We start from the raw sequence: 22,662 nt of genomic DNA on the forward strand, positions 1-22,662 counted from the left end.
CGGGAGTGGCAAACTCGCGGCGGATCGATCTGCCGGCGGCACCCGTTGCCGGGCAAGTTGGCAACACGCGCTGTCACCCAGCCGAATCCGATGTGACGCAGCTCCCACCGCCATAGGGTGGGCGTATATGCGAACCGCATTTCATTCGCAACTCGAGGCTCTGACCGCCGCAGTCGCCGACATGTGTGCACTGGCCGGGGCTGCGATGCAGTGTGCCACCCAAGCGCTGCTGGACGCCGACGTGATGCTGGCCGAAGGTGTGCTGACCGACCACAACAAGATCATGGACAACGGTCTGCACGCCCAGCAAAAGGCGTTCACGCTGCTGGCCCTCCAAGCGCCGGTGGCCGGCGACCTGCGAGTCGTCGTCGCCGCCCTGAAGAACGTCGCCGACGTGCAACGCATGGCCGCGCTGGCGCTGCACGTCGCCAAGGTCGTCCGTCGCCGGTACCCGTCGCCAGCCCTGCCGGCGGAGGCGAACCGGTACTTCACCGAAATGGGGCGCATCGCCGTCGATTTGAGCAACAGCGCCAGGCAAGCGGTGCAAGCCCGTGACCCGGTGGTGGCCGCTCGGTTGAGTCGCGACGACGACGCCATGGACGAGTTGCATCGTCAACTCTTCACCTTGCTGACCGACCGCCAGTGGAGCCACGGCATCGCCCCGATCGTCGATGTCACCCTGCTCGGCCGCTACTACGAACGCTTCGCCGACCATGCCGTCGAGATCGGACGTCGTGTCATCTTCCAGGCCCAAGGAGAGTCGATGGTCGCTTCCGGAGTCGTCGGAAGGGTTGTGCGGTTCCTGCGCGCGGGCTACCCCCAGGGCGTCCCGGCGACCGATACGTTTCCCCTGCTGGCCCTTCTGCGGCGGCGCCTTACCGACGGGGAAGTCGTGCGAATCGGCGAGGAGCTTGTTCAGCACGGCGACTTAGCCGCCGACACGACGACCATCGAGGTCATGGTCAACAAGATCACCGACCAACTGCCCACACCCGAGGAAGTCGAACGCGTCAGGCGCTATCTCGAAAATCGCGGTTGGCCGAACAGCGCGGACTTCCAGGCCTCGAACGGGTAACCCGTCAACGCTTAATACTCCGCGGCGGTTTCGTATATGTGTCGATCTCGAGTCGAAGCTGTTGCGCCTGAGCGCAATTGTGCCGCCCCACTGGTCCGCACTCCAACCACCGAGGCGCACGCCGATGGCCGGTCTGCTCCGGTGGCACTTTTCGTCAGTGTGCCCGATAGTCGTATGAATCAATGACGACCAGTGTCAACACAGCTCGGAGCAGCAATGCCGCACACGACAACGCCTCGGCCCAATGACGACGACAGCCGGATCGACCCGGGGGAACTGAGCAAAGGCCCCGAGCGACCTCGCTGAGCGGCCGGAATTTTTCCGAGATGGCTGAGATCTTCCAATTCCATCGCGAAATTATCGTCAGCGGTGACGATGCGCTCTCCAAGACGATCGCCGAGGAGCTCAGGGGAGCGGGGGCGCGAATCATCAGGATCAACACCGCGGCCGATCTGCTGGGCGCCGGGGTGCATCGGGCCCGGGCGGTGGTCTGCGCGGGTCCGAATGACGCCGTCAATCTCGAAATCGCGTTGCTGGCACGCGAGTACAGCCCCAACGTTCGGGTGGTAGCCCGCCTGGCGAACGACGTGCTCCGCGAGGCGGTGACCGCCGTGAACGGTCCCGGCGCCATCCTGGACGTCGCCGATCTCGCGACTCCCTCGATCGTCGAGGCGGTCCTGTCGCGCAACGCGCATCAATTCGACACGGCCGGAATCGAATTCGTCGTCTGGGGGTCCGAGGCTCCCTACGACGCGACGCTACGGGAGATCTATGCCGACCTGGCACCCGTGGCGGTGGTCCACGGTAAGAACTCGCCTGTCCCCGGGGAGGTAGTGCCATGCCCCGGCCGGGATCTGCGGGTCTACACCGGTGACTGGACGTCGATGATCGGCGCCAAGGACGAGTTGGAAGCGCGGGGCATCACGCTGCCCCCAGCAACCGCGACGCGCTCCCGGCACTCCCGGATGCGGCGCGTGGTCGATGCCGCGCGGGCCGTGCGCGACGACGTCAACCCGATGCTCTTCCCCTCGCTGGCGTTCGCGGTGCTCCTGACGCTGGGCGCAACCACCGTGGTGCGGTTCGGTTACCAGCGCCCGAGGATGTCGTGGATCGACGCGCTCTACTTCGCCTCCGAAACGGTCACGACGGTCGGCTACGGTGACTTCAGCTTCGCCCAGCAGTCCACGTTTCTTCGCCTGTTCGCCGTCGCGGTGATGTTCGGCGGCGTCATCATCACGGCCCTGCCCGTCGCCTTCCTCGCCGACCTGTTGCTGTCGCGCCGCTTCCTTCAGACAGCCGGGCTGCGGCGGGCCCGCCACATGCGCGACCACGTCGTCGTCGTCGGCCTCGGTTCCGTGGGCATCCGCGTGGTGAGCGATCTGGTCGCAGCCGGATACGACGTCCTGGTGATCGAGCAGGACGAGAACAACCGCTTCCTGCCGAGCGCGGCGGAGCTCGACGTGCCGGTGATCTTCGGAGACTCGACGATGCGGCAGACACTGGAGTCCGCACGGGTCGATCGGGCCCGCGGCGTGGCGGTGGTGACCCACGACGACATGGAGAACATCGAGACGGGCATCGTCCTGCTGGAGATCTTGGGTTCCGACACCAAGGTGCCGATCGTCATGCGCGTGCAGGGCCGGGCGCTGGGCGCCGCGGTGAACGCGCGCTTCGGCTTCGAGAACGTGCGGTCGATCGTGGACCTGGCGGCACCCTGGTTCATCGGAGCGGCGATGGGCTTGCAGGTGTTGGGGACGTTCTGGGTAGGGCAGCGCTCCTTCATGGTCGGCGGGATGGTGGTGGCGGCGGGCAGCGAACTCGATGGGCTGCGGATGGTGGAGCTGTCCACCCAGACGCGCGTCATCGCCATCACCCGTCCCGAGGGGCCGATACGCCTGCGTCCTCGCCGCGACGCGCGGTTGGAGGCCGGTGACACCGTTTACCTGATCGGTCCCTACCGCGAGCTGATTGCGACGCTGCGCAAGGGCCAGCCGCCGGCGATGACGGCGATTGGCGGTGAGCGCGCGGCCACCCTGGCGGCGGCGCGTTCTCAGCACGGGCGGGTGGCGCGCCCGCCGCGATGGGCGCAGGACGCCGAGGTCTGACCAGGCACGGCCGGGGCGGCATGGTCAATTGCCCACTCAGTGGCCCGGCGGTAGCGTCGTAGCTGGTCCGGAGCACGAGAAGTGGGCGGGGCAGTGCGATGCACCTCATCTGGTTGGACGTCGGCGATCTGATCGGGGCGGCCGGCGGCGACCCGTGGGCGGTCAACCAGAGCTTGCAGGCGGGCAACCCGTTTCAGATCTCGCAGCTGGCCGAGGCGTTTCATGCCGCGGGCCGGTGCTCCGCCGAGGCCGATCACGCGTTCGACCAAGCCCGTCTGCGTTTCGATGCAGCCTGGAATCATCGCAATGGCGATCATCCGATCAACGGCTCCGCCGAGGTGCAGCGCCTCACGAAAACCCTTGGCCTGCAGTCCGATCAGCTGCCGAAGATCGGCACGGATCTGGAGGGCATCGCCGGAACGTTGGCCGCGGCGCAAAGGGACGGTACCGCGCAGATCGCAGCGCTGGAGCGGCAACTGGGGCTCCTCGACAGGCTCGTCGGCGCGGCGCGCAAAGATCTGGAAGATCCCGCCCTGGACGCCACCAGCCGGGCTCAACTGCGATCGCTGATCGCCGACGCGAAAGCCGACGCCGCCGACGACACTCGAGACGCGCTGCGGCAGCTGACGTCCATCCGCGACACCTACACGAGATCGCTCCGGCTGGCGCAGGCCACCGGCAACCTCACCCCGCAAGACGCCACACTCGTCGGCCAGTTCAAACCGGCGGGCTTCGGGGACGGCCAGGGACCCCCGCCCGCCGACCCGAGGATCACAGGTCCCGCGGGCACGCCGCAACACGAGCAGAACGTCTACGACCTCCAAGACCAGTTCCAGGACGGTCAAGGGCCGACATTCGGTGGCGATCCCCGGGACGGCTTCCCGCGCAGCCCCGCCTCGCAACTGGCTCAGGGACCGCCGGGCACCCGGCCGCTGCCAACCGGAACCGCGCTCGGGCCCGACGGCCATCGGTACGCGTTCTTCAGCAACCCGGACGGCACCGACATCCCCGGGTTCAACCAGTACGCGACCAACGGGTCGGTGTGGGATTTCACCGATCCCAACCATCCCGTGAGCCTCGGCGACCTGCCCGGAATCTTCCAGGCCAGCGGCGCCTACGACCCCGCCACGAAACAGATGGTGATCGTCGGCAACACGAGCAACCGGGTGGGCGACACCAACCGGGGGCTGTGGGTGTCGGCACCGATCGACCCCGCCAAACCCAACGGCTGGGTCAACTCCCTACAGCGGGTGGGAGACGTCAGCCTCCCCGGTGATCGCGAAAGCCAACTGGTTGCACTCCAGGGTGGTGGATTCATGCTGGTCGGTGCGACCGAATTCGGCCCGGTCCAAGGCATCGCCGCGGCCACGCCCCAGGGATTGACGAGCGCCGCCCCCGTCACGCTCATGGATCAGGACCGGCTGCCCTCCGTCTACGGCCCCACGGTCACGGGTACCTCGCTCAACCCGGCGACGGGACTCGAGACGATCCAGCTGCGACTGAGCACCTGGCCTGGCGGGGTCTACGACCCGAACACGTGGACGACCACCTTCGACGTCCAGCACTAGAAAGGTGATGCGTTGTCCATCAAAGCAACAGCGATGTCGGTGACGACCGCGATGCTGACGGTCGTCGCAGTCACCGTCGACGACGCGGGCGTCGCGGGGGCGATCCCGCCCGGATTCCCCGATCTCGACGCATTTCAGGCCGTGGACCCCGCGCCGTATGTGCTGCATTTCGGTCGTGGTGGCGGTGGCGTCTTCTTCGCCACGCCCGATGGCCTGCAATGTGGGTGGGCGTCGCTGGCCAACGGACCCGGCGACCACGTCAGCGTCGGGTGCGACGGGCCGATACCCGGCTTGCCGGACGGCGCGCCGCGTGGCCGGGACGGCTGCGAGAGGGTCGGCGTCGCGGGCACCATGGCGTCGGACCTGGGCCCCTACGGCTTTCGCGACGGCGGCTGCCCCGCGATCACGGCGCCAGTGCTGAACGCCGGCCAGAAGTTCACCACCGCAAACACCACCTGCCTGGTGGGCGCGGACCGCCTGACCGCCTGCATCGATCCGATCCTCAACCGCGGGTTCGTCCTTCAACCCGCCGGCTCGTGGACCTTCTGAGCCGGGCCGCCCCGCGCCGCTCACCGCGTAGGATTTGCCGCATGGGGAGCGGGCGCGGATTCAGGCCGGCCGCGGCGCTGTGCGCCGCGGCGCTCGCCCTCGCGCCAGCGGCTGGGGCCGACCCCAATTCCCCCTCCTACAACCAGGGCAAACAGGCCGTCGATATTCAGGTCTACCAGCACCACGTCCAGTTCCCTCCCGGGACCGACTGGCAGGCGTACTGCCAGAAGGAGCTCGGCAACGTCACCAAGAGCGGGCTCATGCCCCGCGTGGATTCGCCGCCGGACTTCGTCGCCGGCTGCCAGGACGAGGGCCGGGCCCTCACAGGTTCGTAGCGGGCAACCCGGCTCACACGTCGTAATACATGGCGAATTCGTATGGGGTGGGCCGGAGGTTGAACGGCGCGATCTCGTAGTCCCGCTTGTAGTTGATCCAGGTGGCGATCAGGTCGGGGGTGAAAACGCCTCCCTCGGTGAGGTATTCGTGGTCCTCTTCGAGGCGGTCGATCACCGCGGACAGCTGCGTGGGCGCCTGGGGGATGTCGGCGGCCTCCTCGGGCGGCAGCTCGTAGAGGTCCTTGTCGATGGGCGGGGGCGGCTCGATCTTGTGCTTGATGCCGTCCAGTCCGGCCATCAGCATGGCCGCGAACGACAGATACGGGTTGCCCGACGAGTCCGGACAACGGAATTCGAGCCGCTTGGCCTTCGGGTTCCGGCCGGTGATGGGGATGCGCACGCAGGCCGAGCGGTTGCGCTGGCTGTACACCAGGTTGATCGGGGCCTCGTAGCCCGGGACCAGACGTTTGTAGGAGTTCACGGTCGGATTGGTGAAGGCCAGCAGCGAGGGGGCGTGGTAGAGCAAACCGCCGATGTAGTGGCGGGCAATGTCCGACAGGCCGGCGTAACCGGTCTCGTCGTACATCAGCGGAACGCCGTCCTTCCACAGCGACTGGTGGCAGTGCATTCCCGAACCGTTGTCGCCGAACAGCGGCTTGGGCATGAACGTGACGGTTTTGCCTGCCCGCCAGGCGGTTTGCTTGACGATGTACTTGTACATCTGCAGATCGTCGGCGGCGTGCAGCAGCGTGTTGAACTTGTAGTTGATCTCGGCCTGGCCGCCGCTGCCCACTTCGTGGTGGCCCTTTTCCAGGGAGAATCCGGCGTTGGTCAGGTGCGTGAGGATTTCGTCGCGCAGGTCGACGTAGTGGTCGGTGGGCGCGACGGGGAAGTACCCGCCCTTCGGGCGGACCTTGTAGCCGAGGTTGGGGCTGCCGTCGGGTTCGGTCTCCGCGCCGGTGTTCCACCAGCCGGACGTGGCGTCTACCTTGTAGAAGGAACCGTTGATGGTCGAGTCGAAGCTCACCGAGTCGAAGATGTAGAACTCGGCCTCCGGGCCGAAGTAGGCGGTGTCGGCGATGCCGGAGCTGATGAGGTAGTTCTCCGCCTTGCGGGCGACGTTGCGGGGGTCGCGCGAGTACAGCTCGAGGGTGAACGGGTCGTGCACGAAGAAGTTGACGTTCAGCGTCTTGGCGACGCGGAACGGGTCGATGGTGGCGGTCTCCGGGTCGGGGAGGAGCAGCATGTCGGACTCGTGGATCGACTGAAACCCGCGAATCGAGGAGCCGTCGAACGCCAGGCCTTCCTCGAACACGTCCTCGTCGAAGACGTAGATCGGAATCGTGAAGTGCTGCATGGTGCCGGGGAGGTCACAGAACCGGACATCGACGTACTCGACACCTTCGTCCCTGGCGAGCTTGAAAATGTCGTCGGGCGTCTTTTCGGACACGGCATGCTCCTTCTGCGTGGTGCGCGGCGCCCTCTCATCTACGCACGCCGCGCCACTCTCCGCATCCGGGCGAGGTCCACTGTTGGCCGGGAGTCGCCGCCCTGTGCGCGCCAACGCGGCCGAGGAACCCGTCGAAGCCGCCCGCAAAACCGTTGCGCTAGTGCGTTTTCCGGAGATCTTCGAGTGAATTCCTGAGCCCGCCGTCCATCCGGATCTGCACCGCCGCAACCGCGAACATCACGGCCGCGGTCAAAAGGTGCACCACCGCGTCGGTGGTGTTGTTCGGGAAGGTGAAGACGTAGGCGCCTCTTTGTGCATGGATGAAATGGATACTACGCGCGGTAGTAGATCGTGGGCAATGGCGGTTTCCGGCCCGGGGCGGGGCCGGTCAGTTCCGGCCGGGGAGTTTCATGACCGTCCGCACGATCGGCAAGAGCGACTTCTGCCAGAGGCTGGACGGGATGCCAAGGGGCGGGTCGAGGTTGAACACCCGGGCCGCGGCGATCGTTTGCGACTCCGTGTACTTCAGCAGGCCCTCCGGGCCGTGCCTGCGGCCCACGCCGGACGCACCCATTCCGCCCATCGGCGCGCTGAGGCTGCCCCAGGCGAACGCGTAACCCTCGTTGACGTTGACCGTCCCCGACCGCAGCCGGGCCGCGATCTGCTGGCCCTCCGCGGTCGAACCGGCCCACACGCTGGCGTTGAGACCGTATTCGGTGTCGTTGGCCTTCTCGACCGCGTCGTCGACGTCGGCGACGGGATAAACGGACACCAGCGGGCCGAACGTCTCGTTGGCCGCGCACTCCATCTCCGGCGTGACGTGGGTGAGCACCGTGGGCTCGTAGAACAGCGGTCCGATGTCGGGCCGCGCCGTGCCGCCGGCAATCACCTTGGCGCCCTTGGCTTTCGCATCGTCCACGTGGTCGTTCACCGTCTCCAGCTGGCCCGCCGAGATCAGGCTGCCCATGTCGACCGAGAAGTCGTATGCGGTGCCGAGCTTCATGTTCCGCACCGCGGCACCGAACTTGCCGATGAAATCGTCGGCGATGTCCTTTTCGACGTAGATCCGCTCGATGGAGATGCACAGCTGGCCCGCGTTGGAGAAGCACGCGCGGGTGGCCGCCTTCGCGGCCTTGTCGAGGTTGGCTCCCCGGGTGACGATCATGGCGTTCTTGCCGCCGAGTTCGGCGGAGAAACCGATCAGCCGGCGGCCCGCGTGCTCCGCGAGTTGACGGCCGGTCGCGGTCGAGCCGGTGAACATCAGGTAGTCGCAGTTGTCGATGATGGCGGTGCCGACCACCGAGCCCGGACCGGGCACGACCGCGTACAGCGCTGGCGGCAGGCCGGCCCGGTAGAGCAGCTCGGCGCACGCCAGGGCGCAATACGGGGTCTGGCTGTCCGGCTTGAGCACCACCGCGTTACCCGCCAGCAAGGCCGGCACCGAATCGGAGGCCGTCAGCGTCATCGGATAGTTCCACGGCGAGATCACCCCGACCACGCCCTTGGGCTGGTAGCCGACGGTGGTCTTGCCGATCGCCGGGAGCAGCGCCTGCACCGTGCGCGGTTTGAGCAAATCGGCGGAGACGCGGACGTAGTAGTTCGCGTTCGCCATCAGGTCGACGATTTCCTCCTGCGCCGCCCATCGGGCCTTGCCCGCCTCGGCCTGCAGCAGGTCCATCAGGAAGTCGCGGTTGGCGATGACCAGGTCGCGGTAGCGGCGGATCACCTCGATGCGGTCGGTGACGGGGCGGCTCGCCCATTCCGCCTGCGCCGCCCTGGCCTCGGCAAACGCGGCCTCGACGTCGGCGGCGGTGCCGATCGGAATGGTGGCCAGCGGCTTACCGGTGAAGACCTCGTCGATCGTCTTGGTGTCGCGTGCGGCGACGTCTTTGATCGCGGCCAGCTGACGGAGGCGATCGAAGGCCTCGGCTGACGGTGCAGGCATTGTCGTTCCCTCCGCAGAAGTCCTGGCGCCCAAAGGGCCAGCCTATAGCGCGCGGGCCCGGCGCTCGAAAATAGCCGACCGGTCAACTACCATCGTTGACGTGCCCCGCCCAGCCAACCCGGACGTCCGTCGCCGCCTGCTGGCCGCGGGTCTGGGCATCGTGCATGCACGCGGGTTTGCCGCCAGCGGGGTCAAGGACATCACCGACGCGGCCGGCGTGCCGAAGGGGTCTTTCTACGCATATTTCGCCAGCAAGGAGGCTTTCGCCGCGGCGATCCTCGAACATTATTGGGCCGACATCGAGGCGCGGATCTTGCCCCTCCTCAACACGGAGGGATTGGCGCGGGGGCGGATCACCCGCTTTTTCCACGCGCTGGCCGACGAACACGAGGCCGGCGACTTCCTCCTGGGATGCCTGGTCGGCAACCTGTCCCTCGAGCTCGGCGGTACGAGCGAACCGGTTCGCGCCGAGCTTTCCCGGGTTCTCGGTCGCTGGGATTCCGCCCTCACGGCATGCGTCCGTTCGGGACAGGGGGCCTCCAATGACGTGCGGGGCGACCTGGACGCGGGGGAGCTGGCGTCTTTGCTGATCGAGGCGTGGGAGGGCGCAGCGCTCCGGGCGAAGGTAACCCGCAGTCGCACGCCGTACGACCGGTTCGAAGCGGTGACCATTCCGGCACTGCTGCTGCGCTGACCTGTCACCCACACCGGCGGGCATTGAGATCTCGTAAATAGACGACCGGTCATGTATATTGGCGTCAGGCGCCCCGCTCGCCCTTCCGACCGCGCAAGGATGGCCCCTCATGACCGAACCGACCGACCTCGCCGAGCCGGGTGAGCGAGCGCTGCCAAGCTCGGACTTCACACTGAATCTCCGGCACGTGGCGCTCGTCATCACCGATCCGCAGATCGACTTCTTGAGCCCCGCGGGCGCGGCATGGCCGGTAGTCGGTGACAGCGTCCGCGACAACGACGTCGTGAATCACATCGCCGAGCTGCTCCGTGCGGCCAAAGCCGCGGACATAACCGTCGCCGTCTCGCCGCACTACTTCTATCCGACGGATCGGCAGTGGCGGTTCGGGGATCCGCTGGAAAAGTTCATGAGCGCCGTCGGCATGTTCATCCGCCAGGGTGCGTACACCACCGACGGGTTCGCCGGGTCCGGCGCGGATTTCCTGCCTGAGTACCGCGACCACATTCATGACGGGCGAACCGTCATCGCCTCTCCGCACAAGATCGTTGGTCCAGAATCGAACGATCTCGTGCTGCAGCTCCGCAAGCGCGGCGTGAACCAGGTCCTGCTGGCGGGGATGGCCGCCAATCTGTGCGTCGAGGGCCATCTGCGTGAACTCCTCGAGCAGGGCTTCGAGGTCGCTGTCGTCAAGGACGCCACGGCGGGCCCACGGCTGCCCGAAGGCGACGGCTACCTCGCCGCCCTGGTGAACTTCCGATTCCTCGCCAGCGCGGTCTGGACCACGGCCGAGGCGGTCGCCCTCCTGGCAGGAGGGCAGCCGATCAACGCATCACCTGTCAACAAGGAGGCCGAAATATCATGGCGCAAAACGAAAGTCTGAGACAGCGCACCTTTACCCTCAACGGCGGCGGTGAGATGCCGGCACTCGGCTTCGGCACCTCGCTCTCCGATCGCGCGGAGACGCGAAACGCCGTCAAGACCGCGGTGCGGGTCGGGTTTCGGCATCTCGACGCCGCCGAGCGCTACCGAAACGAAGCGGAAGTCGGCGCGGCAATCAAAGAGTTGATCGCCGACGGGACCGTGCGCCGCGAGGAGCTGTTCGTGACCACGAAGCTGTGGAACAACAACCACCGACCCGAGCGGGTCAGGCCCGCACTGCAGGCCAGCCTTGGCAGGCTCGGCCTGGACGCCGTCGACCTCTACCTGGTGCACACCCCGTTCGCCTTCAAGCCGGGCGATGACCAGGATCCCCGCGACGCGCGCGGGGCCGTCATCTACGACGACGGGGTCACGCTGGAGGAAACCTGGGGCGCCATGGAAGCCCTTGTGGACGAGGGGCTCTCGCGAGCGATCGGCCTATCCGACATCGACGCCGCGGGCACCCGGAAGATCGTCGACACCGCGCGGATCACGCCGGCGGTCGTGGAGGTCGAATCGCACCCCTATCACCCGCAATGGGACCTCCACGAATTCTGCGCTAGACATGGAATCATCCTCTTGGCGTTCGCTTCGCTGGGGCACGCGTTGGAACCGCGACTGCTCGACGACGGCCTGATCGTCTCGCTCGCTCGGCGCCTCGGCAAAACCCCCGCGCAGGTACTGCTGGCATGGGGCATTCAGCGCGGCAGCGCTGTGCTCACGTCATCCGTCAAACCCGCGCGCATCGGCGAGAACTTCGACGTCACGGCGCTACCGGTGAGTGCGATCCACGAAATCAACGATCGGCTCGAGACCCGGTTCCGATTCAATTCCGTTGTCGATGCGGGACAACCGGGGTTCGTAGAGGTCCCTTGAGCCTCGGGTATGCCTACCCGCGCCGCGCCTTGCGGCGCGAACGCGTCGCGACCCCGCCCGGTTGATTCTCGCCATTGGTCGCATCGGCGACCGCCGGATCGCGTTGCCGCTGTGCGGCACGCAGGATTGAGCAGGCGGTCAGAAACGCCGGCTTGTCTCGATCGGCGGCCTCGATGGGCAGGTTCGCGGCGCTGCGCAGCAACATGACGGCGAGCGCGCTGTAGGTCGCGTACGGGATGATCAGGAGGTTGGCGCAGCCGTTGCCGCCGCCGATGGTCATGACGTGCTGGCGCTTCTGTTCCCATCCCGGCCAATTGAAGTCGGGCGGTCGCTGAAGCGGCGGCCAGTTGACATTGATCGAGCTGATCTCGCCGAGCATCGGCGTCAACACCGTCACAAGCTGGGGTAGTTCATTGGTGATGCGATCCACCCGGGGCCACCAGGCGCCGTCGATGTCGCGACCGAGTTCCCGCGCCACCGACAGCCGGACGGGGTTGGGCACGCTCCGGCTTCCCAGCGAGCGGGTCATCGGGGGAATCGCCGCGGGCGCGGGGCGCGCCGGACGAGCGCGGGGACGGGCGAGTCAGGGGCAAGAGCTCGTTGCGCGCTCACTGGAGGGGACCAGTCCATGAACGTTCCTTCGTGGTCGGCGTCGTTCTCCCCGCAGTCGCGGGGCGGACGGAGAATCGCATTGCCCGGGGGTGTCATCCGCGCCATGAGCGGTAGACCACAGCTGACAACGAAACGGCTCAGGTGTGACGGTACGCCACCGCAAACCTCGTCGGCCCGAAGAGGCGCGTCAAACGGGCTGAGTACGGGACCCTGTTGACTTGCCGGGGGCGTGGGCGTCGGCCCCTCGCCGATTGGGGGCGCGAGCTCACGGACTCGATTCGCCGCCGGCCGAAGCCGGAGAACGACGCCGCCTCAGGCATTTCCGGCCCGATCAAGATGAAGTGTTGCCCAACCTTCGGTGCGAGTGTGCGACGGCCACGCCAACTCGTCGGCGATCCAGGCAATTTGCAGGTAGGGTGACGACAACAATGTGAGGATGGGTACATGGCAATACAGAACTGGTGCGACGCACCCGAGATCCATCCGTCACAGGTCCGGGTCGGCGACATCATCGGTACGCTGCGTCCCACCGAACTGCGCCTAGAGGTGAAGCTGATCAGCGGTCCGCAGACGACGCCGCGGCAATGGACGTTCTTCACCCGCGACGACAACGGTCATCAGCGGACGAATACGTTCGGCGAGGACGAGCGGGTCCGCAGGTACGCCAAGGCATCCTGAGGGTTTGCATCCCGAATAGCGTTGCGCGCTAGGCGATTAACGCCCGATCGGTCACTCAGGCGGCGTCGGGTTCATGCTGGCGATGAAATAGGTTTCGTGCCCGGTGGGGTACCCGCCGCCATCGGTGGCGATGTGAACGTGGTCGTAGTGGTTGGCGGTTTCGTTGCCATAATCGGCGGTCCAGCTTCCGGAGGTGGGTCCGGGATAGATCTTCTGCCGCCAGATCACATGGTTGATTCCCCACCGTTTGGCGTTGGCCAGCGCGTACCCGGCGATCTGGTCTCCCAGCTCGATGCCTTCGGGCGTGCCGTGGTTCGGGATCATCACATCGATCGCCAACCCTTTCGGATGCCACGGCAACGGGTCCTGCCGGTATCCGTAAATGGTGGTGATCTGCGGGAACAGCACGCTGATGGCGCGGGCCGCCCAGATGGTCTTGATCTGCAGCCCCTGCTCGGACGCAACGCCGGTCGGTAGCGCCAGCTGGAACTGCTGCGCGGCGGCGGGCGCGTTGCCCGCCAACTGATTCACCTCGGCTGGGCTGGCGGTGGGCACCGGACTGGCCGTCGGCGGTGCGGCGCTCGGCGGCGCGACCGTTGCGGCGGCCGCAGACGGCGCCGGACTCGGGAGGTGGTGCGGATGTTCGGTGGTCTGCGCGTAGAGCATGGCGGCGGATACCACGACCGAGACCGCGGCCGCCAACCAGCGACCTCGGCCGTCGGCTAACACCACCCGGCCCACGAGCAGCAGCTTAACGGCCTGATTGACCGGTGTGGCAATCTTCAGCCATTCCTTAGCTTTATTGCGTCGGACCCACGGGGAGGGCAATCCCCGGTCGGCCCGGCCGCAAAGATGCACATCGTCTCCAAAGGGGCCCAGGTCATGGGGCAAGGATTCGATCGGCATCGCGGTGTCCGACGCGCAAAGGTCGCTGCGGTTCTATCGCGATGCGCCCGGCCTCGACGTCTTCTTCGATGTCGAATTGGGTGGTCTGCCAACGGAAGTCGCGACCCGGGAGTCCGGCGTCCGTGGCCGGATCATCGAGGACGCGCGGGCTAAAAGAACGGATTGCTGTTCGACTGCCACTCGGCCGATTTCGGCCGCTCTCCGTAGCGCCGAATGTAGTCCCCGTGCATCTTGGCGTCCTTCTCCCGCCTGACCACGTCGACCAGATTGGGGTCCAACCCATGCTGAGCCAGACGGTGGCGGCGCCAGACCTTGTTCATCGCGAGTGATATCAGCAGCGCCCAGATGTAGATGGGCACCGTCATCTCCGTGTGCACGTACAGGGACGCGGGCAGCAGCCAGAACGGCGCGAGAAGGATGAACGGCGGGATCGCCGCCATGAGCATGAAGCGGCGGACGGCTCCCTCGCCGGCCAGGTCGTGCGCGACCCAGTCGCGCATGCTGTCCGGAAGGCGTCGAAAGCCGTACACATACAGCACGTACTGCCAGACGTTCGGTCGTGAGCTTGCCATGGCGGTTCCTCGGGATCGACTTCTCGAATCCATTTACCCATGACCGCCGAACTCACCCAATGGTCAATGGTCACCAACGCAGCGTCCCGATGGCGATCCCCAGAGAGTCCCTAGGGCCTGAGCGGCGAAGGCGCGCCGCACTCTTAGCCGCGGCACTACCCCCGCACAGCTCATACACAACAAACAAAGCTTTTCTATGGATAGTTCGCTGAGGTGCTGTCCGGCAAATTCCCCCGGGCTGGACAATGGCCGCTCACCACGGCGCCCGCCAACAGGTGGGCGATACACCGAAAGGACCGGATCGATGAAGCGATCACCGTCACCGCCGGCCGCGCGGCGAATCGGGGCGATCGCCGCCGCCCTGACGATCTTCCCCGCGCCGCTGCTGTCGGCCGAAGCCGCGGCGTCACCGTTCGCGCCCCCCGCGCCGCCTGCGCCGATAGCTCCGCCGCACACGCAGGCCCCGCCAGCGCCCCCCGCTCAAACACCACAGGCTCCGGCGCATCCCGCTCCGGTGCAGGCACCGGCCCCGGCCAACCCCGCGGCAACCCAGGCGTCACCTCCCAAGGCGACCACCCAGGCGCCGACGCCGCAGGCGACCACCCCGGCGGCGACCGCCGCGCCCGCCCCACGCACCGGCGACGCGCCCGCGACGACGACCGTCGGCAAGCCGTCGGCGACGGGCCCGGCCACGTCCACCCCGCCGCCGTCCGACACGCCGCCGGTAACGACAACCGCCGCCCCGGCCGTCGGGACCGTGACGGCCGCGCCGGGCGGCCAAAGCACCGGCGCCGCGCCGGGCGGGCAAAGCACCACTGGCGCCGCGGGCGGCCGGCAGGCCGTGGTGAACGGCTCGGCCACCGCGTCCGTCGCCGTGGCCCCCAGCCCCCAGGGGATCCCCGCCGCGCACGCGGCGGTGGAAGCGGCCAAGGTCGCTCCCGCCACGGCGATCGACGCGGCCAATCCGCCGGCGATGCGCGGCGACGCCGACTTCAGTGGCCAGGTGCAAGCGGCCGTGCGAATCGACGCCGACCATGACGCCGAGGCCTACCGCCCGCGGCATTGGGACTACATGGATTACGACGAGTACCACCGGCCCAGCTTCTACAACCCGACCACCACGGACATGAGCTTGCGGTACTTCTACGACGGCGACTACCGCACGGTTTACGTGCCGGCGGGCGGCCGGATTGTGCTCAACATCGCGACGCCCGGTGTGTTCCCGTTCACGGCGGTGGTTGGCGCCTACGTGACGGTCGGCAGCTTCGACGGCGGCGCATGGCTGCCGCCCGCGGGCTGGGTCGGGCCGCCTCCCGTGGACTGGGCGCCGTGGCAGCCGGTGACCTATACCGGGGTGCCGGTGGACTTCGCGAACGCCGGCCAGAGCGTACTGGTGGACCGGGTCACCATGGTCGGGCACGACGACAGCCTTCCCGCGGGGCAGCAGGACGTCTTCATGCTGAACGACTCGACCCTCGCTCGGGGCGAGGTCGCCCCGGGTCCCGCCGGCGGCCCGCCCCAGGTCACGTTGCAGCAGACTCAGCCCCTGCCCGGCGTGGGGCCGTGGGACAACGGGCAGCAGTACGTCAACACGGCCCTGCAGAAGCCGCCTCTTCCCTCGGGCAACCACGTGCCCTGGGTGATCGGCGGTCTCGCGGCGGTGCTCGCCCTCCTCGGCGCGGTGGCGGCGTGGATTTGGCGTCATCCGCGGGGTGAACACGCGCTGGCCGGCGCGCCCACGGAGCTTCTTCGTGCGCAGTCGCCGGATGACTGGATCCCGACCAGTGGCGAGGATCCAATCGATATCGACGCGCGCACAACGGAATTGCGGCCGGTCGCGTCGGCACGCTGAGCCGACGCGCTCAGCTCACTGGGTCACCGGCAACGGCGGCAGCAGCCAGATCACCGAAGGGTCGATGGTGCCCTTGTACTGCGGGCAGTAGGCCGCCACCGATACGCCCATGAAGAACCCCGCCTGCCTCGGCGACAGGTTGGCGTCCCTCCGCACCTTCATCGCCAGGAAGCTGGACGTCTCACCCCGGTCGAGGGCACCGCAAACGGAGTGGGCCATGCCGATCGCGCTGTCGCGGTCGGAGATCGGAATGCCTTGCTTCGCCAGGGCGTCAATGAACGCGTCATCCATCGGGTCGGCGGCAGCGGGAGCCGCCAATAACGTTGCGGCGGTGGAAACCAGGACCGCGCAGGCCGCGCACCACTTCCCGCGCCGAACGATCGAGTGGCTCATGCTTTCCTTCTCGGGCCGATCCGCTTCGAGTCAAGACCGGCTTGGATGAACATTAGCCGAAGTCGGCTCACCCTTCTCGGTGAGCGCGACGATTTCTCGAAGTGATGTGACGACAACGGCCGTTGTCCCAGGTCGGCGGGCGGCGCCGGAGCGCTTTGCCGCTGCTAGCGTCTGACTTGCCCTGGCCGTCGACCGATCGCCACAGCGAGACGAGTCGAACGTTCTGACGCATGGGCGGCACCCACGGAAGAGGACCATGCAACCTGCTGGATTTTTGTCGCGTGAAAGAACCGTCGCCGATGCCGGCTGGAACCGGTGGCTGGTTCCACCGGCCGCCCTTTCGATCCATTTGGCGATCGGCAGTGTTTACTCCTGGAGCGTTTTCAAGCTTCCGTTGCACGAAACACTACACGCCTCAGGGGTTTTGAGCGCCCTCCCGTTCACGCTGGGCATTGTGATGCTGGGAATGTCGGCGGCCGTCTTCGGCACGGCGGTCGAACGCCGCGGCCCGCGCTGGGCGATGTTGGTCGCGACCGCGTGCTTCAGTGGGGGACTGCTGGTCGCCGCGGGCGCGGCGGCGCTGGGCCAGATGTGGCTCATCATCGTCGGTTACGGGGTGATTGGGGGCATCGGCCTCGGAATCGGTTATATATCACCGGTTTCCACGCTGATGAAATGGTTCCCAGACCGGCCGGGCATGGCCACCGGCTTTGCGATCATGGGGTTCGGCGGCGGCGCGCTGATCGCCTCGCCCTGGTCGTCACAGCTGATGAAGTGGTTCGGCACCGGACGCCACGGGTTGGCGGCCACCTTCCTCACGATGGGCGTGGCCTACGCCGTGTTCATGACCATGGGGACCCTCCTGGTGCGGCTCCCACCGGCGGGATGGGAGCCGCGCCTGGTCCATGGCGCTGCCACCAAGAGGCCGCCGCGCGCGGCGGGTCCGGACCGCACGGCCAACGAGGCGATCAAGACGCCGGAGTTCTGGTTGTTGTGGGTCGTCCTGTGCTTCAACGTCACCGCCGGAATCGGCATCCTTGAGCGCGCGGCGCCGATCTACCGGGATTACTTCCCGCACGGCGGGTCGGCGGCCGCGCTGACCGCGGCCGCGGCGGGGTTCGTCGCGATGCTCTCGCTGGCGAATTCAATGGGCCGCATCGCCTGGTCGTCGGCATCGGATGCGATCGGACGGAAGAACGCCTACCGGCTCTATCTGGGTCTCGGCGCGGTGCTCTACCTGGGGCTGATCCTGATCCAGGGCGCGAGCAAGCCGCTCTTTCTGGTGACCTGCATTTTGCTGCTGTCGTTCTACGGGGGTGGGTTTTCCACGGCGCCGGCCTACCTGCGCGACCTCTTCGGGTATCGGGAAGTCGGCGCCATCCACGGCCGGTTGCTGACCGCCTGGTCGGTCGCCGGCGTCCTCGGGCCGATCATCGTGAATGCGATCGCCGACAACCGCATCGCCGCGGGCGTCGTGGGCCCCGACCGGTACCGGTGGTCATTCATGGTGATGGTGGTCCTGCTGCTCATCGGGCTGGCGTGCAACGAGGCGATCCGGACCCCGCGAGCCCCGGCGACCGCCCTGGCCGAGCCGAGTGAGCCTGAGCCCGCGACGATGACGTCCGGCGGGTCGATGGAGGAGGCGCAATGACCGAGCACGTTCCGGCGGCACCGCGCAACACGGCGCTGGGCCTTATCGCCTGGTTGTGGGTGGGCGTGCCCTTCACGTACGGACTCTACGAGCTGGTGGTGAAGATCCCCGCGCTCTTCACCCACTGATCACCTGACCGTGCGGGCAGAGCGCCGGGGCCCGAATCCGCCGCCAGACGGCGACGAGGCAAGGCCACGCGCCCGCGGGTAGGGTTGAAAAACGTGTGTGGAGTGACCGGTGAGGTGAGACTCGACGGCCAGGTCCCAAACCTCGCGGCGGTAGCAGCCATGGCCGACGTGATGGCACGACGGGGTCCAGACGCGGCGGGCGCCTGGTCACAGGGCCGAGTTGCCCTCGGTCACCGTCGGCTGAAGATCATCGATCTCTCCGAGGCCGGGGCCCAGCCGATGGTCGACGCCGAGCTCGGTCTGACGATCGCCTGGAACGGTTGCATCTACAACTACCGGGAGCTCATGCGCGAGCTGGCCGGGCATGGCTACCGGTTCTTCTCGCACAGCGACACCGAGGTGCTGCTCAAGGCCCACCACCATTGGGGCGACGACTTCGTCACGCACCTGCACGGCATGTTCGCCTTCGCTGTTGTCGAACGCGATAGCGGACGCGTGCTGCTCGGCCGCGACCGGCTCGGCATCAAGCCCCTCTACGTGACCGAGGACAGTCACCGGATCCGCTTCGCGTCCGCGTTGCCGGCCCTGCTGGCCGGTGGCGGCGTGGACACTCGGATCGACCCGGTGGCGCTACACCACTACATGACGTTTCACTCCGTCGTCCCGGCCCCGTTGACGATCCTGCGGGGGGTCCGCAAGGTGCCGCCCGGCTCGTTGCTCGCCATCGAGCCCGACGGCCGGCGGACCAGCCGCTCCTATTGGGCGCCCGACTTTACCCGCGACGACGACCGCGCCGACTGGACGGAGGCCGACTGGGAAGACGCGGTACTTGACGCCCTTCGGGTCGCGGTCAAGCGGCGGCTGGTCGCCGACGTTCCCGTCGGATGCCTGCTGTCCGGCGGGGTCGATTCCAGCCTGATCGTCGGCCTGCTGGCCGAGGCGGGCCAGCACGGCCTGATGACCTTCTCGATCGGGTTCGAGTCCGCCGGCGGCGTCGAGGGCGACGAATTCCGCTGGTCGGACATCATCGCCGAGCGCTTCGGCACGGACCACCATCAGATCCGCATCGGCACCGACCGGATGCTGCCCGCCCTCGACGGCGCGATCGGCGCGATGAGCGAGCCGATGGTGAGCCACGACTGCGTGGCCTTCTACCTGCTCAGCGAGGAAGTTTCGCGGCACGTAAAGGTGGTTCAGTCCGGCCAGGGCGCCGACGAGGTGTTCGCCGGCTACCACTGGTATCCCCCGATGGGATCGCCGTCCGCCGCGACACTGGACGGCGCCGTGGCCCAGTATCGAGCCGCGTTCTTCGACCGCGGCTCGGCCGCCGTCGCGGCGATGCTCGCCCCAGGCGAAGTCGCGCCCGGAGATCCCAGCGAGCGCTTCGTGACCGAACACTTCGCCCGGGCCGGCGCCGAGACCGGCATCGACCGCGCGCTGCGCCTCGATACGACGGTGATGTTGGTTGACGATCCCGTGAAGCGGGTAGACAACATGACCATGGCCTGGGGATTGGAGGGCCGGGTGCCGTTCCTCGACCACGAGCTGGTCGAGCTGGCAGCCACGTGCCCGCCGGAGCTGAAAATCGCGCACGAGGGCAAGGGCGTCCTCAAGCAGGCTGCGCGGCGGGTGATTCCATCCGAGGTCATCGACCGGCCGAAGGGCTACTTCCCGGTTCCGGCGCTGACCCACCTCGAGGGGCCCTACCTCGACCTCGTCCGCGATGCCCTCTACGCGCCAGTTGCCAAGGAGCGCGGCCTATTCCAGAGCGACGCGGTCGACGCCCTACTGGCCGACCCCAACGGCAAGCTCACGCCGCTGCGCGGGAACGAGCTCTGGCAGATCGCCCTGCTGGAGCTCTGGTTACAACGGCACGGTGTCACGGGGCCGGCGGCATGACCTCCGCCGACCCTGGGGAGGATCACACCGAAGCCATCACCCTGGGTCTGCACGACGCCTCGCCGCCGCACCTCGTCGACGCGATGGCCAAGGACGTCGAGCTCGAAATGGGCTGGGGCCGGCTGATATTCGGCCAGACCTTTGCGGACGCGCACAAGCTCGCCGAGACAATGCGGAGGGAGGCGCCCGGCCGGCGCGACATCTGCATCTACGCGCGCGAGTCGCACGTGGTCGTCGCCGGTTCGCCCACTGAGCTTTTCATCGATCCCAGCCACACGTATCGGCTGCGGTTCAGCGACGACGATCAGGCCCAACCGGCGCCCTCACCGCCCGGCGTGACGGTGCGCACCCTGCGCGACCCGGCCGACGCCGACGCCATGAACCGCGTCTTCGTGCGGTGCGGCATGGTGCCCGCGCCGGTGGAGACGATCTGGAACAACCACCTACACCAGCGGGCGGTGACGTATCTGCTCGCGGTGCGCGACGACGACGGCGCAGTGGTGGGCACGGTGACCGGGGTGGACCACGAGTTGCTGTTCTCCGATCCGGAGCGGGGGTCGAGCCTGTGGACGCTGGCCGTCGATCCAGCGGCCGGCATCCCCGGCATCGGCGAGGCGCTCACCCGTGCGACAGCCGAACACTTCCGCAACGCGGGCCGCTCCTACCTGGATCTGTCCGTGGCGCACGACAATGCGGCCGCCATCCGACTGTACGAGAAGCTCGGCTTTCGGCGCGTCCCGGTGCTGGCGATCAAGCGGAAGAACGCGATCAACGAACCCCTGTTCAGCCCGACCCCGGAGACGGTCGACGACCTCAACCCCTACGCGCGGATCATCGCCGACGAGGCACTGCGCCGCGGCATCTGGGTGGAGGTCCTCGACGCCGAAACCGGTGAGATGCGGCTCACCCATGGCGGTCGCAGCGTGATTACCCGAGAGTCGTTGTCCGAGTTCACTTCCGCGGTCGCGATGTGCCGATGCGACGACAAGCGGCTGACCCGGCGCCTGGTCGCCGACGCCGGCATCAAAGTGCCCCGCGCCCGGCTGGCGACCTTCGACGACGAGGACTTCGCCTTCCTCCGGGAAGTCGGGGAAGTGGTCGTCAAACCCACCCGTGGCGAACAAGGCAAGGGCATCACCGTGGGGGTCACCGCCGAGCACGGGCCGGACGATCTCAACGCCGCGCTGGCGCGGGCCCGCGAGCAGTTCCGTGAGGTGCTGATCGAGGAGCGGGTGACCGGTGACGATCTCCGCCTGGTCGTCATCGACGGCCGGGTTGTGGCCGCGGCGCTGCGGCTGCCGCCGGAGGTGATCGGCACCGGCGAGCACACCGTGCGGGACTTGATCGTCGCCAAGAGCCGACGGCGTTCGGCGGCCACCGGCGGCGAGTCGCGCATTCCGCTCGACGAGGTCACCGAGGCGACGGTCGTCGAGGCCGGTTGGCAGCTGGACGACGTGCTCCCGCAGGGCACCCGGCTGTGTGTCCGCCGCACCGCCAACCTGCATCAGGGCGGCACCATCCACGACGTGACCGCGCAGGTCAACTCCGAACTCTGCCGGGTGGCGGTGACGGCGGCCGAGGCGATCGGCATTCCCGTGACCGGTATCGACCTGCTCGTACCCGACGTCACCGGCACCGAATACGCCTTCATCGAAGCCAACGAGCGCCCCGGACTGGCCAATCACGAACCACAGCCGACGGCCGCCGCGTTCGTCGACTTCCTGTTCCCCGGGCAGCCCGGCCAGCCGCTGGCCTGGACGCCCGAGGAGTCGCGCTCCTAAGCGGGTATCACCAGGTGTTCCAGTGCAGGAACTGCTCGGCCGGCAGCCGCTTGGCCGGCCGGAACGTCGTTCCCTTGGTGTAAGCGATGGGAAACAGCCCCCCTTGGCTGTACTCGTCATAGGGGATGCCGAGGATCTCGGCGGCGCGCCGCTCGCTGTCCGGCCAGATGATGTGGAACGTGGTCCACGCCGACCCCAGCCCTCGAGATCGCAACGCCAGCATGAAGTTCCACACGGCCGGCAGCAACGAGCCCCAGAAATTCGCGGTGACTCCGGCGGTTTGATTGTCGGGGCGTCCCTTCAGGCACGGCACCATGAGCACGGGGACCTCGTGCAGGTGGTCGGCGAGGTATCGGGCCGACTCGGCCACCGCGTCGAGCTGCGCGTCGCGGATGTCGCCGTAATTCGGTTCCGGCAGGTTGCTGAGGTAGGGATCGGCGAATTCGCGGTAGAGCCGGGCCAACTCGTTCTTCTTCTCGTCGTCTTCGACGAAAACCCATTGCCACGATTGGCTGTTGGAGGCCGTCGGCGCCTGAAGCGCGATCCGCAGACAGTCGACCAGCAGCTCGCGGGGCACCGGCTTGTCCAAGTCCAGCCGTTTGCGCACGCAGCGGGTGGTGGTCAGAAGTTCCTCGGCGGAAAGGGTCGGGATCCCTGCCGTGGCGGTCATATCGA

21 protein-coding genes and 2 pseudogenes are annotated in these 22,662 nt (G+C 67.5%); 15 read left to right on the forward strand and 8 right to left on the reverse strand.

From position 1 onward, the window contains the following. Nucleotides 1–127: 127 nt before the first annotated feature. From phoU to SKC42_RS15730, 6 genes and pseudogenes are all read left to right on the forward strand, one after another. Nucleotides 128–760 (forward strand): annotated as a pseudogene (gene phoU, locus SKC42_RS15705) (phosphate signaling complex protein PhoU); the annotation flags it as partial. A 3-nt stretch (nucleotides 761–763) separates the two neighbouring features. Beyond that, nucleotides 764–1,075: a DUF3349 domain-containing protein gene (locus tag SKC42_RS15710; protein WP_330965354.1), complete on the forward strand. Its 312-nt coding sequence runs from the start codon at nucleotides 764–766 to the stop codon at nucleotides 1,073–1,075. Nucleotides 1,076–1,401: 326 nt separating this feature from the next. Continuing rightward, entirely contained in the window at nucleotides 1,402–3,180 is a 1,779-nt protein-coding gene (locus tag SKC42_RS15715; RefSeq protein WP_330965218.1) for an NAD-binding protein, read from the forward strand. A 98-nt stretch (nucleotides 3,181–3,278) separates the two neighbouring features. Then, a complete protein-coding gene (locus SKC42_RS15720; RefSeq protein WP_330965219.1) occupies nucleotides 3,279–4,748 on the forward strand; it encodes a putative alpha/beta hydrolase in 1,470 nt (489 codons plus the stop codon). A gap of 12 nt (nucleotides 4,749–4,760) precedes the next feature. Then, complete coding sequence (locus SKC42_RS15725; protein WP_330965220.1) at nucleotides 4,761–5,297, forward strand: hypothetical protein; 537 nt, start codon at nucleotides 4,761–4,763, stop codon at nucleotides 5,295–5,297. Nucleotides 5,298–5,338: 41 nt separating this feature from the next. Next, nucleotides 5,339–5,632 carry a hypothetical protein gene (locus tag SKC42_RS15730; protein ID WP_330965221.1) on the forward strand — a complete coding sequence of 98 codons (294 nt, stop codon included), beginning with the start codon at nucleotides 5,339–5,341 and terminating at the stop codon, nucleotides 5,630–5,632. A gap of 13 nt (nucleotides 5,633–5,645) precedes the next feature. Here the strand turns inward: SKC42_RS15730 and glnA are convergent, their stop codons facing one another. The 3 genes and pseudogenes from glnA to SKC42_RS15740 all read right to left on the reverse strand — a co-directional run bounded on the left by glnA (nucleotide 5,646) and on the right by SKC42_RS15740 (nucleotide 9,027). Next, nucleotides 5,646–7,082, reverse strand: a complete 1,437-nt coding sequence (gene glnA, locus SKC42_RS15735; RefSeq protein WP_330965222.1) for a type I glutamate--ammonia ligase — start codon at nucleotides 7,080–7,082, stop codon at nucleotides 5,646–5,648. A gap of 157 nt (nucleotides 7,083–7,239) precedes the next feature. After that, nucleotides 7,240–7,386, reverse strand: a pseudogene (locus SKC42_RS27765) (DUF4383 domain-containing protein); the annotation flags it as partial. 84 nt (nucleotides 7,387–7,470) lie between these two features. Then, entirely contained in the window at nucleotides 7,471–9,027 is a 1,557-nt protein-coding gene (locus SKC42_RS15740; RefSeq protein WP_330965223.1) for a succinic semialdehyde dehydrogenase, read from the reverse strand. Between the two features lie 100 nt (nucleotides 9,028–9,127). Between SKC42_RS15740 and SKC42_RS15745 the strand changes: the two genes are divergently transcribed. From SKC42_RS15745 to SKC42_RS15755, 3 genes are all read left to right on the forward strand, one after another. After that, nucleotides 9,128–9,721, forward strand: coding sequence for a TetR/AcrR family transcriptional regulator (locus SKC42_RS15745; RefSeq protein WP_330965224.1), 594 nt, complete (start codon nucleotides 9,128–9,130; stop codon nucleotides 9,719–9,721). Between the two features lie 109 nt (nucleotides 9,722–9,830). Continuing rightward, nucleotides 9,831–10,601 (forward strand): cysteine hydrolase, encoded by a 771-nt coding sequence (locus tag SKC42_RS15750; protein WP_330965225.1) that lies wholly within the window; start codon nucleotides 9,831–9,833, stop codon nucleotides 10,599–10,601. Continuing rightward, nucleotides 10,580–11,515 (forward strand): aldo/keto reductase, encoded by a 936-nt coding sequence (locus SKC42_RS15755; protein ID WP_330965226.1) that lies wholly within the window; start codon nucleotides 10,580–10,582, stop codon nucleotides 11,513–11,515. The genes SKC42_RS15750 and SKC42_RS15755 overlap by 22 nt, the downstream gene beginning before the upstream one ends. Before the next feature lie 13 nt (nucleotides 11,516–11,528). Here SKC42_RS15755 and SKC42_RS15760 read toward each other — a convergent pair whose 3' ends face one another. Continuing rightward, a complete protein-coding gene (locus tag SKC42_RS15760; protein WP_330965227.1) occupies nucleotides 11,529–12,044 on the reverse strand; it encodes a DUF5994 family protein in 516 nt (171 codons plus the stop codon). A gap of 527 nt (nucleotides 12,045–12,571) precedes the next feature. Here SKC42_RS15760 and SKC42_RS15765 point away from each other — a divergent pair. Beyond that, nucleotides 12,572–12,805: a hypothetical protein gene (locus SKC42_RS15765; protein WP_330965228.1), complete on the forward strand. Its 234-nt coding sequence runs from the start codon at nucleotides 12,572–12,574 to the stop codon at nucleotides 12,803–12,805. 51 nt (nucleotides 12,806–12,856) lie between these two features. On the opposite strand, the gene SKC42_RS15770 is transcribed toward SKC42_RS15765, so the two are convergent. Beyond that, complete coding sequence (locus tag SKC42_RS15770; RefSeq protein ID WP_330965229.1) at nucleotides 12,857–13,711, reverse strand: glycoside hydrolase; 855 nt, start codon at nucleotides 13,709–13,711, stop codon at nucleotides 12,857–12,859. Nucleotides 13,712–13,860: 149 nt separating this feature from the next. Further along, nucleotides 13,861–14,283 (reverse strand): DUF5313 domain-containing protein, encoded by a 423-nt coding sequence (locus SKC42_RS15775; RefSeq protein ID WP_330965230.1) that lies wholly within the window; start codon nucleotides 14,281–14,283, stop codon nucleotides 13,861–13,863. A 304-nt stretch (nucleotides 14,284–14,587) separates the two neighbouring features. Between SKC42_RS15775 and SKC42_RS15780 the strand changes: the two genes are divergently transcribed. Continuing rightward, nucleotides 14,588–16,135, forward strand: coding sequence for a hypothetical protein (locus SKC42_RS15780; protein ID WP_330965231.1), 1,548 nt, complete (start codon nucleotides 14,588–14,590; stop codon nucleotides 16,133–16,135). 15 nt (nucleotides 16,136–16,150) lie between these two features. On the opposite strand, the gene SKC42_RS15785 is transcribed toward SKC42_RS15780, so the two are convergent. Then, on the reverse strand, nucleotides 16,151–16,528 hold the full coding sequence (locus SKC42_RS15785; RefSeq protein ID WP_330965232.1) for a DUF732 domain-containing protein: 378 nt from the start codon (nucleotides 16,526–16,528) through the stop codon (nucleotides 16,151–16,153). Nucleotides 16,529–16,784: 256 nt separating this feature from the next. On the opposite strand from SKC42_RS15785, the gene SKC42_RS15790 reads away from it, so the two are divergent. The 4 genes from SKC42_RS15790 to ngg all read left to right on the forward strand — a co-directional run bounded on the left by SKC42_RS15790 (nucleotide 16,785) and on the right by ngg (nucleotide 21,987). Beyond that, a complete protein-coding gene (locus SKC42_RS15790; protein WP_330965233.1) occupies nucleotides 16,785–18,179 on the forward strand; it encodes an OFA family MFS transporter in 1,395 nt (464 codons plus the stop codon). Next, nucleotides 18,176–18,307: an MFS transporter small subunit gene (locus tag SKC42_RS15795; protein WP_330965234.1), complete on the forward strand. Its 132-nt coding sequence runs from the start codon at nucleotides 18,176–18,178 to the stop codon at nucleotides 18,305–18,307. Before SKC42_RS15790 ends, SKC42_RS15795 begins: the two co-directional genes overlap by 4 nt. A 93-nt stretch (nucleotides 18,308–18,400) precedes the next feature. Then, nucleotides 18,401–20,206, forward strand: coding sequence for an N-acetylglutaminylglutamine amidotransferase (locus SKC42_RS15800; protein ID WP_330965235.1), 1,806 nt, complete (start codon nucleotides 18,401–18,403; stop codon nucleotides 20,204–20,206). Continuing rightward, nucleotides 20,203–21,987 (forward strand): N-acetylglutaminylglutamine synthetase, encoded by a 1,785-nt coding sequence (gene ngg / locus SKC42_RS15805; protein WP_330965236.1) that lies wholly within the window; start codon nucleotides 20,203–20,205, stop codon nucleotides 21,985–21,987. The genes SKC42_RS15800 and ngg overlap by 4 nt, the downstream gene beginning before the upstream one ends. A gap of 7 nt (nucleotides 21,988–21,994) precedes the next feature. On the opposite strand, the gene SKC42_RS15810 is transcribed toward ngg, so the two are convergent. Then, entirely contained in the window at nucleotides 21,995–22,657 is a 663-nt protein-coding gene (locus SKC42_RS15810) for a nitroreductase family protein (protein ID WP_330965237.1), read from the reverse strand. Between the last annotated feature and the right edge of the window lie 5 nt (nucleotides 22,658–22,662).

It is taken from the genome of Mycobacterium sp. 050134 (genome assembly GCF_036409085.1).
Lineage (GTDB): Bacteria > Actinomycetota > Actinomycetes > Mycobacteriales > Mycobacteriaceae > Mycobacterium.

What these genes read in the sequence shown, in the direction of transcription:
- SKC42_RS15770 (WP_330965229.1), bottom strand. Translation starts at nt 13,711, where the DNA reads ATGCCGATCGAATCCTTGCCCCATGACCTGGGCCCCTTTGGAGACGAT.
- SKC42_RS15710 (WP_330965354.1), top strand. Translation starts at nt 764, where the DNA reads ATGGTCGCTTCCGGAGTCGTCGGAAGGGTTGTGCGGTTCCTGCGCGCG.
- SKC42_RS15785 (WP_330965232.1), bottom strand. Translation starts at nt 16,528, where the DNA reads ATGAGCCACTCGATCGTTCGGCGCGGGAAGTGGTGCGCGGCCTGCGCG.
- SKC42_RS15790 (WP_330965233.1), top strand. Translation starts at nt 16,785, where the DNA reads ATGCAACCTGCTGGATTTTTGTCGCGTGAAAGAACCGTCGCCGATGCC.
- SKC42_RS15795 (WP_330965234.1), top strand. Translation starts at nt 18,176, where the DNA reads ATGACCGAGCACGTTCCGGCGGCACCGCGCAACACGGCGCTGGGCCTT.
- SKC42_RS15720 (WP_330965219.1), top strand. Translation starts at nt 3,279, where the DNA reads ATGCACCTCATCTGGTTGGACGTCGGCGATCTGATCGGGGCGGCCGGC.
- SKC42_RS15775 (WP_330965230.1), bottom strand. Translation starts at nt 14,283, where the DNA reads ATGGCAAGCTCACGACCGAACGTCTGGCAGTACGTGCTGTATGTGTAC.
- SKC42_RS15810 (WP_330965237.1), bottom strand. Translation starts at nt 22,657, where the DNA reads ATGACCGCCACGGCAGGGATCCCGACCCTTTCCGCCGAGGAACTTCTG.
- SKC42_RS15780 (WP_330965231.1), top strand. Translation starts at nt 14,588, where the DNA reads ATGAAGCGATCACCGTCACCGCCGGCCGCGCGGCGAATCGGGGCGATC.
- SKC42_RS15730 (WP_330965221.1), top strand. Translation starts at nt 5,339, where the DNA reads ATGGGGAGCGGGCGCGGATTCAGGCCGGCCGCGGCGCTGTGCGCCGCG.
- SKC42_RS15740 (WP_330965223.1), bottom strand. Translation starts at nt 9,027, where the DNA reads ATGCCTGCACCGTCAGCCGAGGCCTTCGATCGCCTCCGTCAGCTGGCC.
- SKC42_RS15750 (WP_330965225.1), top strand. Translation starts at nt 9,831, where the DNA reads ATGACCGAACCGACCGACCTCGCCGAGCCGGGTGAGCGAGCGCTGCCA.
- SKC42_RS15765 (WP_330965228.1), top strand. Translation starts at nt 12,572, where the DNA reads ATGGCAATACAGAACTGGTGCGACGCACCCGAGATCCATCCGTCACAG.
- SKC42_RS15755 (WP_330965226.1), top strand. Translation starts at nt 10,580, where the DNA reads ATGGCGCAAAACGAAAGTCTGAGACAGCGCACCTTTACCCTCAACGGC.
- ngg (WP_330965236.1), top strand. Translation starts at nt 20,203, where the DNA reads ATGACCTCCGCCGACCCTGGGGAGGATCACACCGAAGCCATCACCCTG.
- SKC42_RS15715 (WP_330965218.1), top strand. Translation starts at nt 1,402, where the DNA reads ATGGCTGAGATCTTCCAATTCCATCGCGAAATTATCGTCAGCGGTGAC.
- SKC42_RS15760 (WP_330965227.1), bottom strand. Translation starts at nt 12,044, where the DNA reads ATGACCCGCTCGCTGGGAAGCCGGAGCGTGCCCAACCCCGTCCGGCTG.